The 11,394-nt window shown below is 68.9% G+C and carries 11 protein-coding genes; 5 read left to right on the top strand and 6 right to left on the bottom strand.

The genetic code is table 11. The features are described from left to right. A partial coding sequence (locus tag HW837_RS37400; RefSeq protein WP_193383560.1) for a tetratricopeptide repeat protein occupies window positions 1–1,628 on the top strand: 1,628 nt, incomplete at its 5' end. Here HW837_RS37400 and HW837_RS37395 read toward each other — a convergent pair. The 3 genes from HW837_RS37395 to HW837_RS37385 form a co-directional block, all read right to left on the bottom strand. After that, window positions 1,532–2,218 carry an ATP-binding protein gene (locus HW837_RS37395; RefSeq protein WP_313895642.1) on the bottom strand — a complete coding sequence of 229 codons (687 nt, stop codon included), beginning with the start codon at window positions 2,216–2,218 and terminating at the stop codon, window positions 1,532–1,534. The genes HW837_RS37400 and HW837_RS37395 overlap by 97 nt on opposite strands. A 103-nt stretch (window positions 2,219–2,321) precedes the next feature. Next, entirely contained in the window at window positions 2,322–3,197 is an 876-nt protein-coding gene (locus HW837_RS37390; RefSeq protein WP_193379978.1) for a DUF6924 domain-containing protein, read from the bottom strand. 83 nt (window positions 3,198–3,280) lie between these two features. Further along, entirely contained in the window at window positions 3,281–4,300 is a 1,020-nt protein-coding gene (locus HW837_RS37385; RefSeq protein WP_193379979.1) for a NucA/NucB deoxyribonuclease domain-containing protein, read from the bottom strand. Between the two features lie 718 nt (window positions 4,301–5,018). Between HW837_RS37385 and HW837_RS37380 the strand changes: the two genes are divergently transcribed. Both HW837_RS37380 and HW837_RS37375 read left to right on the top strand, forming a co-directional pair. Then, the gene (locus HW837_RS37380) at window positions 5,019–5,954 is read left to right on the top strand and encodes a helix-turn-helix domain-containing protein (RefSeq protein ID WP_193380095.1); all 936 of its coding nucleotides are present in this window, start codon (window positions 5,019–5,021) and stop codon (window positions 5,952–5,954) included. After that, window positions 5,951–6,166: a DUF397 domain-containing protein gene (locus HW837_RS37375; RefSeq protein WP_045563423.1), complete on the top strand. Its 216-nt coding sequence runs from the start codon at window positions 5,951–5,953 to the stop codon at window positions 6,164–6,166. The genes HW837_RS37380 and HW837_RS37375 overlap by 4 nt, the downstream gene beginning before the upstream one ends. Window positions 6,167–6,238: 72 nt before the next feature. Here the strand turns inward: HW837_RS37375 and HW837_RS37370 are convergent, their stop codons facing one another. Continuing rightward, on the bottom strand, window positions 6,239–6,490 hold the full coding sequence (locus tag HW837_RS37370; RefSeq protein ID WP_193379980.1) for a hypothetical protein: 252 nt from the start codon (window positions 6,488–6,490) through the stop codon (window positions 6,239–6,241). A gap of 101 nt (window positions 6,491–6,591) precedes the next feature. Further along, on the bottom strand, window positions 6,592–7,596 hold the full coding sequence (locus tag HW837_RS37365) for a hypothetical protein (protein WP_193379981.1): 1,005 nt from the start codon (window positions 7,594–7,596) through the stop codon (window positions 6,592–6,594). A 663-nt stretch (window positions 7,597–8,259) separates the two neighbouring features. On the opposite strand from HW837_RS37365, the gene HW837_RS37360 reads away from it, so the two are divergent. Both HW837_RS37360 and HW837_RS37355 read left to right on the top strand, forming a co-directional pair. Then, window positions 8,260–9,210 carry a PASTA domain-containing protein gene (locus HW837_RS37360; RefSeq protein ID WP_193379982.1) on the top strand — a complete coding sequence of 317 codons (951 nt, stop codon included), beginning with the start codon at window positions 8,260–8,262 and terminating at the stop codon, window positions 9,208–9,210. Window positions 9,211–9,326: 116 nt separating this feature from the next. Beyond that, window positions 9,327–10,823 (top strand): protein kinase domain-containing protein, encoded by a 1,497-nt coding sequence (locus HW837_RS37355; protein WP_193379983.1) that lies wholly within the window; start codon window positions 9,327–9,329, stop codon window positions 10,821–10,823. Window positions 10,824–10,993: 170 nt separating this feature from the next. Here HW837_RS37355 and HW837_RS37350 read toward each other — a convergent pair whose 3' ends face one another. Then, entirely contained in the window at window positions 10,994–11,263 is a 270-nt protein-coding gene (locus HW837_RS37350; protein WP_193379984.1) for a hypothetical protein, read from the bottom strand. Between the last annotated feature and the right edge of the window lie 131 nt (window positions 11,264–11,394).

The following is an 11,394-nucleotide window of genomic DNA, read 5'->3' as shown; positions in this document are numbered from 1 at the left end:
TCCCCGACCTCGCCATGTCCCTGAACAACCTCTCCAACTGTCAGAGCGAGACCGGAGACCGACAAGCAGCACTCACCTCAATCACCCAAGCCGTCAACCACTACCGCACCCTCGCCCAGGCCAACCCCGCCGCCCACCTCCCCGACCTCGCCGGCTCCCTGAACAACCTCTCCAACCGGCAGAGCGAGACCGGAGACCGGCAAGCAGCACTCACCTCAATCACCGAAGCCGTCAACCACTACCGCACCCTCGCCCAGGCCAACCCCGCCGCCCACCTCCCCGACCTCGCCGGCTCCCTGAACAACCTCTCCAACTGTCAGAGCGAGACCGGAGACCGGCAAGCAGCACTCACCTCAATCACCGAAGCCGTCAACCACTACCGCACCCTCGCCCAGGCCAACCCCGCCCCCTACCTCCCCAACCTCGCCACGTCCCTGAACAACCTCTCCAACTGTCAGAGCGAGACCGGAGACCGACAAGCAGCACTCACCTCAATCACCGAAGCCGTCGAGATCCGCCGCACCCTCGCCCAGGCCAACCCCGCCGCCCACCTCCCCAACCTCGCCGGCTCCCTGAACAACCTCTCCAACCGGCAGAGCGAGACCAAAGTCGCCTCTTCCGCCTGGGAGGACACCATCACGGACCTGGAATTCAGCCCGCTTGCCCAAGCGGAACTCCGTTCCCACTACGCCGCGTACCTCGCCGAACACCTTGATTCGACTCTCGCGGTCGAACACCTCGTCCGGGCGGCGCAAGCCTGCGTTGTCGGCGACCGGTCGCCCCTGAGCCGGGCCAGGCAACAGGTACGGGGTACCGCGACGAGCCTCGGCATCCAAGATCCGCGACTTCCCGACTGGGCCGTCGCTCCCCTCCCCGACGACGTTCTGGAACTTCTCAACCAATGGGCCGAGGCCCCCGACTGGTCCACCGTCGAAGCATTCCTACACTCGCATGCCGAGCGGCTCCGGCAACCGGACTTCCGCCGTGGCCTGGAACTCGCTGCGGCTCTCTTCCCCGAAAGCCCGGACATCGACGACCTCACCGACTTCCTCGACCAGGTCGAGGCCGAAGGCCTTGACGTCATCCTGGAACGTGGAAGGCGCGACAACGAGGTACGTCAGACGCTCGACGCGTGGATCGCGACTCCCACCTGGGCGGAGTCCAAGGACTTCCTCGACGGGCACGACAGCATCCTGCGCACACCGGAGGTGCAGGCACTGCTCGCCGGGGCAGACGCACCCGAGGCGCGTCAGCACCTCGCTATCCTCCAGCTCACCGAAGGCCTCTCCTCCGACCAGGTCTACGACATCGTCACCGACCCGGACGTCGCGACCGAGCATGCCTTCGCCGCCGTCGACCAGGCAGATGTCCCGCTCATGCGCCGCGTCCTGGACGCCCACCCGGACCTGCTCACCGGCGTCACCGGGGCGTTCTTCGCCGCCGTGTCCGCTGTGGCCGGCGGTGCCACCGACCAGGCTCGTCAGCTTGCGCAGGCCATCGCCGAGCACGGCACCGACACCCAGCGCCGTGCCTACGCGATCCGGCTGCGTGCCCTCGCCGGGCTCCCCGCTGCGCTGGCCGGGGCAGGGGAACTCGCCGATGTCATCCACCCCGACAAGCACTCCTGATCAACCGCTGGGCCGGAGTCGGAGCCGCGACTGACCGGGGCCTGCCTCTCGTTGCTCAGGCCCCTGGGCGTGTACTCCGCCCACACCGTTTTGCCCGGTCCCTCGGTGCGTGGGTGCCAGTCCCAGCGGGTGGCCAGGTGGGACACGAGGAGGAGCCCGCGTCCGGCCTCCTCCTCGGCCCCCGATCCGTCCGGGACGGCGGCCGGGCGGCGCGGGAGGCGTTCCGCTCGGGTGTCGGTGACCTCGACGCGGGCGGTTCCGGAGTGTGCGTCGACGTGCAGGCGGAGGTGGAAGTCACGGCCGGGGACATGCCCGTGCCGGACGGCGTTCGCGGTCAGCTCGGCGACGATCAGCACGATGTCGTCGTGGGCCTCGGTCCCGTAGGGCAGCCCCCAGGCGTCCAGCCGGACGGCCGCCAGGCGACGGGCGAGCCGGGCTCCACGGGACGTGGAGGTGAAGCGCATCTCGAAGGTGTGGTCGTGGGCACCGGAGAGGGTGCTCAATTGTGGTGCGGCACCAGGGAGTTTGACGGTGCCGCCGGTGCGGGTGGCTTCCGTGGCGCCGACGGGACTGTGGGGCTTGGTCGTCATGCCGAACACGGTCCCGTGGGCGGCGTGCCGCCACCAGTGACGACCCGCTGACGCGTTCTGTTGTACGCGCGGTGTCGGTGCGGGTACGAGGCACGCGGTGCTGTCAGTAGTGCGCTGCCCGGTAGACGCCGTCGGTGTCGACTCCCTGGCCCCACTCGCCGAAGCCGGTGTTCGCCAGCTCCATGTTGGCGACGAAGGAACCGGCTGCCGCGAGGGTGATCCTGAACGGGTCGTCGTCCTCGTCGGGCAGGTTGTTCACGGCCAGCAGGGGGAACTCCGCAGAGGCCAGTGCCCGTTCGTCGGCGATGAGGACGAGGGTGCTGTCGGGCCAGTCCTCGTCGTCGGCCCCGATCCGCGCCCGGATCTGGTCGGCCGTGAAGCCCGCGTAGGCGCGGTTGTCGATGACGGTGAGCGACTCGTAGTGCTCCGAGCCCCCTTCGAGGGTCTGGAACAGGCGCGCCCACGCGTCCGGCTGCTCGAAGGAGGTCCGCACCAGGAGCGGGCCGGCGGCCTCCTCGATCGTGATCGTGGAGGAGGGCGGCTCGGGCTCGGCGCCCGTACGTTCGCCGGGGATGACCTGGATGAGGAAGCGGGGCCTCTTGCCGTCCGTCGAGCGGTCACCGGCATGGACGCGGATCAGGTAGGGGCCGGCTCCCGCGGTGGCGAGATTCTCCTTGCGCAGAGGCTCGTATCCGCTGTCGCACAGGGCGAGGAACCCGGTCGTGGAGATCACCGTGATCTCCTCGACCTCGTCCCAGCCGCTCTCCGCGCCCGGGTCCTGACCGGCGTAGAGCGTGACGATGGGGTTCTCCAGGGCGCTCCCGGCGTCGATGTGCAGCCAGTCCTTCTCGGCGGCCAGGAACCCGCGCCCGCGCGGCGGCTTGCCGGCGTCGGGGTCCATGACGGCCAGGTCGCCCCACTCCTTCAGCTTGAGCGGCCGGGTGCGGCCGTCGAGGAGCGGCCAGTTGGAACGTGGCATGGAGAACCCCCATCGTGCTTGCTGTGCCCGCCGGTTACGTCTCGGAAGCGTAGACGGGCACGGTGGAAGGCGCGTTGCTTGCCTTACTTGATGTGGACGTAGTAGGCGTCGCCGTTGAGAACGCGCTGGCTCTTGTAGAAGCCGCCGAGGCGGGCACCGGCGCTGCGGTTGTCACCGGCGGAGATGATGCGGGCGCTGCCGCGGGCCGGGTTGCCGCCCTCCTTGCTGGCCGCGAACGGGTACTCGTCGCAGTCGTACTTCTTGGGGTCGGGGTTGGACACCTTCCCGCACATGGCCTTGCGGTTGGCGTTGATGGTCTTCGCGCTGGTGATGCGGTGCAGCGGGGTGGAGGCGCCCGGGTGACCGGCGATCTTGTTCTGGGCGTCGAGGATGTGGTTGGCGGACTCCTTCACCTTCGCGTCACCGCGGGAGAGGGTGAAGACGGGCGAGGCGCCCGGGAAGACACAGCCGGGGTTCTTGGTGCGCTTCGTGGGACCCCAGAACGTGTCGTCGCAGCGGTACTTGGCGGACTTGTAGGTGAAGCCGCCCATCGTGTAGCCGGGCTTGGAGAAGGTGAAGCGGTAGGAGGCCGGGGCGGCCAGCTGCTTCTTCTTCGCGACCTTCGCGGCGTAGCCGACGGTTCCCTTGCGGGCCGGGCCGAGCGTGGAGCCCTGCGGGAACTTGACGGCGGTCTTGACACCCTTGCCGCCGCCGACAGAAACGTTCATGCGTATACCGCCGGCGTTGACGAGCTTGGCCTTGCCGACGGTGAAGCTCTCCGCCCACTTCAGCTTGCTGGTCTTCAGCGTCATGGAGTGCTTGATGTCGAACGTGGCGGAGCCGACCGGCTTGCCGTTCCTGATCACGTCCACACGGGCGTCGACGAACAGGCACATGCTGGTGCGGGTGACGGTGATGGTGTTGATCTTGCAGCTCGCCGCAGCGGCCGTGTCGGCGTAGACGGTCTTGACGACCGGGGCCTGAGCGGCGGTGATGCCGTATTTCGCCGGTGCGGCCTGCGCGGTCGCGGCGCTGACACCGGTGAGGAGGAGCGTGCCGAGTGCGGCACCTATGACGGCTTTTCTGGGCGCGCTGATGTCCATGGCTGTGTCCCCTCGTTGGCGGAAGGACGGCACCGCGTCGAGGCTGCCGCCCGTGCGGCCAGCACGTTATGCGCGTCAACTGGTGTGCATCTATTGGCTGTTGGGGCATTGCCCGTCGGGACAGGTCGCATTCCGGTCAACGGCGGTGCCGGGGAGGACCACGCCGGCGGAACCCGCTCGGTGACGCGCTACCGCGTCACCGGCCACCGCCGGTCCCCGAGGCCGCTCCAGCACGATGGCGAGCAGTGCCAGGTCGCACCGCCGGTCCCGGGCCGGGAGCGGTTCGGATGCGGCCGGCTCACCAGGATCCGGCCGACGCCGATCGGCGCCGCGCCCGGGAGTCGGGGCGGTTCAGGGCACCTGGCCGAACATCGCCTCGACGCGACCGATGGTGTCGGTCACCGGCTCCGCGTTTTCCCCTCGCAACGCCTGGATCCGCGCGGCCGTGGGGCGCGGCGCGCGAGCGGTCGTCCTCAACCGCCGTGACGGGTGGCGCGTTTGATGGTGCGGGTGATGCTCGTGACGTCCGTGGTGCCGGAGACGCCCATGGGGCTGTCGGTCTTTGTCGTCACGCTGAGCGCGGCCCGACCGGTGGCGTAGCGTGACTGGCGGTGACGCACCGACACGGGCCGTTGTACGCGTGGGGTGGGTGCGGGTACGAGGCGTGCGGCGTATCGGCGTTCCCTGCGGGGGCGTTGGGCCAGGGAGGCGGTGTTCGATGACTGAGCGTACGGCGACGGCTGCGGCTGCTGGACCGGAGGAGGGCTGGCCGCCGGGCGAGGGTGGTGGTGCAGCCATGAGCCCCGGGGGTGGCGGCGAGAGCGGCAACGGTGACGGAGGGCGGCCCGGTGACGACGCCGGGCGGGGCGTGATGGCGGCGTTCGGGCAGGCCATGAAGACGTTGCGGTTGCGGGCCGGGCTGGATCGCGAGGAGTTCGGGCGGCGGATCGGGTACTCCACCGCCACGGTCGCGTCGTACGAGCAGGGACGGAGGACGCCGTCGCCTCTCACGATCGACAAGGCGGACGAGGTGTTGGCGGCGGACGGGTTGCTGTGCCTGTGGAAGGAGCAGGTGGAGCGGGCGCAGTATCCGGTGTTCTTTCAGGGGATGGCGGCCTTGGAGAAGGAGGCCGTAGAGCTGGTCGTGTACGACACGTTGGTGATCAACGGCCTCCTCCAGACCGAGGAGTACATGAGGGCGTTGCTCGGCATGCGATGTCCTCCGCTCGACCCGGAAACCATCGAGCAGCGGGTGATCGCACGACTCGCTCGGCAGGAGATCTTCGATCGGCGACCCGTGCCGCTGTTGAGTTTCGTGATGGACGAGTCAGTACTGCGGCGCCGATACGGGGGAAAGGGCGTGCTGCGGGGGCAGTTGGAGCAGCTCCTCCTGATCGGGCAGAAGAGGAACGTGGCGCTCCAGGTCATGCCGCTCGACAGCGACGAGAGCGCCGGTGTGGATGGACCGTTCACGATCGTCTCGCGCAGCGACGGAAAGAGGTTCGTCTACGCCGAGGCTCAGGGAACCAGCGCTCTCCAGACCGACCCGGAACAGGCGGTTCTCGCCGCCGCCCGTTATGGGATGATCCGATCACAGGCTCTCACTCCGCGAGAGTCACTGGCGTTCATTGAAGGGTTGCTGGGATCGCTATGAACATCGTCGAGTCCTCGACCGTCGCATCCGGCCTCGCCTGGTTCAAGAGCAGCTACAGCGGTGCCGAGGGCGGTCAGTGCGTAGAGGTCGCTGCCGCTACGGCAGTTGTGCACGTCCGGGACTCCAAGGCCGTCGCCGGGCCCGTTCTCACCGTGTCGCGTGCGGCGTGGGCAGGGTTCGTCGGACTGGCCTCGTCGGAGCGGGGCGTCTGACGCTCGTACGATCGCGAGAGCCCTGCCGGTTCCTGTCGGACGGCAGGGCTCTCTTGTGGGTGCGGGTGCCTGTCAGTTCTCGGTGTCTCCCGGGGGCCGCGTGTCACCGGGTTCCCAACCGGCCTCGCGCAGACGCCGGATGAACTCGGCGTGGGCGGCGCGCATCTCGTCCTTGCGGTGGCCCCGGTAGAGGGGGTCGGTGTAGCCGTCGGGGACCTCGTACTCCTCCGGGAACGCCTCCGGTGAACTCAGCTTCTTCCAGGCGTCCGACGAGCGCTGTGTCCGTCTGTACGCACACGAGTACGCGCCGAAGCGCACCCGCATCTACCTCCGCGCCCACTTCGAACCTGGCATCAGCCCTCTTCCTGCGACCCCGTCCTCATCGGCATCGGCATCGGCATCGGCAGACTGAAGACCTCGTCCGATCAGGCGGCCGAGTGGGCTGGTTCGCCCGTGCGGGAGTCCCTGCGTTCCCGGCAGTCACGGCACAGGGCGCGCGGGTCGGACGAGCGGAAGCCGCGGTCGCAGCCGTCGCAGTTGATCATCTCCAGCGGCCGCGACGAGGGCGCCACCGTCGCCGTACGAGCGGGTCGCGTCGGCAACGGTGGTGGGAGAAGAGTGGTCAGGCGGTATTCGAGGAGGCTCGCCGGGTGGCGGATGGGGATGGATCCGGACGGGAGGCCCGCGGTGAGCGTGCGCGTGATCTGGTCCGGCGTCGCGGCACGGGCGAGCCAGGTCTCGACAGCGGGCGCGAGCCGCTGAACGTCCCGTTCGGACAGCAACAGCCGGGCGTCGGCGAGGCGTAGACGCGCGAGCAGGTCGGCCGCCGGTCCGGTGGGCACGGCGACGGGTTCGGGGACAGCACGCCTCGTACGCACGGAAGCCTGCGACGAGTCAGGCCGCGAGCCCTCAGCCTCGCCCAGAACAGCCACCGGTCCCACAGCAGGGCGACGCTCGGGCTCATCCCCTGCGGCAGAGGACGCGACAGGGACGGCAGCCTCCAGACCGCTGCCCCGCCCCGAAGCTCGTACGACCACGCCCGGATGATCGAGGAAGAACGTGCGCGTGGCGATACGCCCGCCCCCGAGCGGCACCCGGCGGCGGACGAGATACCCGGCGGCTTCCAGCTCCCGCAACGCCCTGCCGATCGTCACCTCGCCCTCCCGGAAGCGCAGGGTCAACGCCTTGACGGTGACCGAGGCGCCATCGGGGAGGGACTGGATGTGGACGCCGATGCCGATTGCCGTGGCGGAGAGGCTGGGGTGCTGGGCGAGGTGGTTGCCGACGACGGTGTAGCGCTCGGTGTGGCGGTGTCGTACGTGGAGGACGCCTGCGCGGGGCGCGTCCGGCGGGAGTTCCGGAGGCGCGGGCGGCGAGTGCTCGGGCGACGGGTACGCGGGCAGGGCCGCGTTAGACTGCGGGTCAGCCATCGGGAAGCTCTATTCTTCCTGGTTGGTCAGGCCCTCGCCGGGATTGCCGTCCTGCCGGGGGCCGTTCTCTGTTTGCGGTTGTGTGCGGCGACCGTACCCCACCCGCCCGACCCGCTGACGCTCCCATCACTCGAACGAGTGGCGCCCCAACTCGCGCACGAACGGGCTGGGTTTGGTGGGGTCGGTAATTTCTCCAAAGGCTTTCAAGGACATCGCGCACGGCCGGGTCGCGGGGTCCCGCGCCCCGGTACCGAGCTGGGCGAATACTCGGTCACCGGGCCGTTGGACAGCGTCTCGGCCGTCCCTGGATCGCGCGAAACCGCACCCCTCCCGACCCGCCACCGGCAAGCGGCCCAGGTCCCTCTGCGGCTCTCTCGGCCTCTTCACTCCGCGCGGGACAGACCTCACGGCTCACTACGATCCACCGACCCGCCAGCGGTCCCGCCCGTCGTACGGATGGCTGCCGTGGGGATCAACTGCCGCTCTCCGAAAGGCCCTCTGGCCATGCCCCGCCCCTCGCCCCTCCCACCCGTCCCAACCCCTCCGCCACCGCCGCCCTTCGGCCCGACGCGCACACCCTGGTGGCGAACCGGGCGGGCACGCGTCGGCTTCGTCCTGGCCGTGCCGGTGCTTGGTCTCCTGAACGCGTTCCTCGGGTTTCTCATGCTGGTTGCCACGCTCTTCCTCCTGTGGTGGGGCAACGCCTGGCCGAAGCGGTGGAAGGTGACCGCGACGGTCACGGCCGTATTCCTGTTCGCGGTGGTCCTGCCACCGGCGCCGCAGGACAGGGCATCGGACACCGTGGCGGGGGCGGAGTCGAAGGCCCGCGACACCGGAGACCCTGTCACCTCCCCGTCCCCGAGGAACACGGCGGCGAACGGGCAGGGAACTGGCCCGACAACCGACCCGGAGATCCCGGACTACCGAGGCCTGCGGCTCGACAAGGCGAAGGAGAGGGCGCAGGCGGACGGGTTCACCATCGGCGACCATGACGCGTCCGACCAGGGCGACGGCATCTGGATGCGCTCCAACTGGACCGTCTGCTTCCAACAGGCCGACACATCGCCGGGCGGGGCGAGGACGATCGACTTCGGAGCGGTGCGCACCGGGAGTCCCTGTCCCGTGCGGGACGGCGGCCCCATCCCCTGGCCGAAGATGCCGGATCTGACCGGCGCGACGTGGACGGAGGCTCAGAAGAAGCTCGCCGCTCTCGACGTCCCGGCCGACCGCACGTACGCGGACACGATCTACGGGAACGACACTCTCCCCGACGAGGGCGAGTACGACAAGTGGAAGGTGTGCGCGCACGATCCGGGCCGAGGGGAACCGATCACCGACAGCCCGTGGGTGAGGCTGTGGTTGTCCGCGCCGGAGAACGACTGCCCCACTCAGGCAGGGGAGTTCAACGGATCCGCCCAGCTTCCCGACCGCGACGACGACGGGGACCCTGACTACCACGACCCGTTCCCCGGCGACCGGAACCGCAACAGCACCTTCCCGGACGGCCTGCCCGGAAGCTCAGGTGGCTCGGATGACTCGGGCGGCTCAGGCGGATCGTCGAGCGGCTCGTCCGGTGGAGGCGGCTGGGGCGGCTGTCGCTCCCGCTGGTGCTGAGCTGAAGGCGCGGGCCCCTGAGCAGCACGGGGCATCCGGCGGTCAGCGACACCGCCACCGAGGGCAATCGGTAAGTAGCTATGTGCCCGCCATCACCGGTGTGGTTATGTGCAGTCATGGAGCACGAGGGGACAGTTCCGGTCGTTGACACCAGGTATCGGCTGGAACGACGCCTGGGGGCGGGCGGCCAGGGAGAAGCTTGGCTGGCGTACGACGTGCGCCTGCGCCGCAGGGTGGTACTCAAACTGTGCACGATTCCTGAAGGAGTGTCAGCCGAGGAGCGTCAGCGCCTCATAGCGCGTGCCGAGCGTGAGGCCCGCGCGGCCGGAAAGCTCAAGCATCCGGGCATCGTCACCGTGCACGATCAGTTCTCCGACCGCTTCGGCCTGCCCTGGATCGTGATGGAGCACGTGGACGGCCGGTCTCTGCGGGAAGTCCTCGACAAGGGGCCACTCCATGTCACGGAGGCGGCGCGCATCGGCGAACAGATCGCGACGGCTCTGGCCGCCGCGCACGCGGCCGGAGTAGTCCATCGCGACATCAAGCCGGCGAACATCCTCCTCGAGGACGGCCGGGCGGTGATCGCCGACTTCGGGATCGCCACCATGGCAGGCGAGATCACTCTCACGCCCACGGGAACAGTGATCGGGACGCCGCAGTACATGTCCCCGGAGCGGATACTGGGCGGGCCGGCCTCTTCGGCTTCGGACATGTGGTCGCTCGGAGCCACGCTGTACCGCGCAGTGGAGGGGCGTGCCCCGTTCACCGGTGACTCCGACCCGCAACTGATCCTGGCCGTCAGCCGCGGTGTTCCGGAGCCCATGCGCACCACCGGCGCCCTGCAGTCCCTGATCGGTCACCTCATGCGGTTCGAACCGGCTGAGCGCCCTGCGGCAGCCGTCGCGGCAGCCTCGATGAGGGAGATCGTCGAATGCCTCCCAACGGCCGGTCCAACGCTGGCCGACATTGACAGTCTGCTCGAAAAGGCAACCAAGAGTCGTGAGGAAGGCGCCCTCGAACAGGCCGAGGACCACTACCGGTCGGCTCTCGACCTCGCCATAGAGCACCGCGCCAGGCAGAAGGAAGGCTGGGCGTGGGACGGGCTCGGCTCCTGCCGCTGGCGAGACGGTGACCCCGAGATGGCGCTGAAGTACTTCACCCGGGCCGATCGTCTCGCCGACGAGACCGGCGACGCACATCTGAAGGCCTGGAGCCTGTACAACCTCGGCGTGTACCGGCGCAACCGCGGTGAACTGACGGTGGCAAAGGACTACTTGGAACGCTCCCTGGAGGTGTCGGAAGCCCATCGTTGCCCCGCGGCCACAGGCTGGACTCACCACCAACTGGCCGAGCTGGCACGGCATGAGGGGGACACCCTCCAGGAGCGAGAACACTACGCAGCCGCTCTCCGCGTCGGCCTGGCCACCAATGACAACGGTCTGATGGGTTGGAGTTTGATTCACGTCGCCAGATACGCAGAGAAATGCGGTGATCTCCTACCAGCGGGCGAGCACTATGCCCACGCCTTGGAGATCGGCCACCGAACCCCCCACAACGAGTGGATGATCCGGGAAGCCGAGGACGGACTCGCACGCATCGCTGATTCCCACTAAGGCTCGCAGAGAATCAGGTCGTCCATCGTCGCGATGGTCACGTTGCTTCTCGCCACCGGTTGCTCTGCGCGGTCGAGCACCAGCCAGGCGGAGGAAACCCCTTGTCGGCCCGTCGCCTCCCTCTTCTCCGCCGCTCCCGCTACCGGGCCCGCACGACACGTCGAGTTGGACTACGTGCGATGCTCGGACGCCAACTCGGGCATGAGCGCCGTGAACACGAGCCCGGAGGGGAAAGTCACCTCGGCCAAGTCGCCGTCGGAGTGGTAGCGGTAGGCGGTGCTGATCAGGGCCGCGCCCGGTCGGGTCGAGGTCTCGTCACCGTCGTACGCGTACCAGGCGTAGGTCTTCCACGGAGGGCTCGCACCCTCGACGGCGTACCCGATGGACAGACCGTCGCCTTCGACGCTCATCGTCCTGGAGCCGGGCTCCTCCTGGGGCACGAGTGTGGTGTCGATGTCCTTCCATCTCCCATCCCTCGACCGGAAGTTGACGGGCTCGCTGTAAAGGCGCTGGTGTAGGTGCCGTCCTCGTTGAAGAACGTGCGTTCCCGCTTCCTTGCGCTTGTCCTTGA

The organism is Streptomyces caniscabiei (assembly GCF_014930365.1).
In the GTDB taxonomy this organism is placed as follows: domain Bacteria; phylum Actinomycetota; class Actinomycetes; order Streptomycetales; family Streptomycetaceae; genus Streptomyces; species Streptomyces caniscabiei.
Note: the sequence above shows the minus strand (reverse complement) of the source record. Positions and strands in the feature narration are given on the sequence as shown.